General features: G+C 35.5%; 1 protein-coding gene. It reads left to right on the forward strand.

Annotated elements, in window-relative coordinates:
• Positions 1-231: phosphorylase family protein (locus tag AC1ECF_RS17835; RefSeq protein ID WP_480390769.1), on the forward strand; the 231-nt coding region annotated here is incomplete at both ends.

Raw genomic sequence — 231 nt, forward strand, 5'->3', positions numbered from 1 at the left:
TGATTCCAATATGAATAAATTACTTTTTGATGGAATCGACTTTGCCCCTACAGCTGATTTTGGCTTATTAAAAAAGGCATATGACACAGGTGTGGAAAAAGGCCTTAATTTAAAAGTTGGTAATGTATTTACTGCAGATCAATTTTACAATGATAAAGCAGACCATGAAAAATGGGCACAATATGGCATCCTAGCCATTGAGATGGAAACCACTGCGTTATACACTTTAGC

It is taken from the genome of Psychrobacillus sp. Z3-81, from assembly GCF_056620325.1.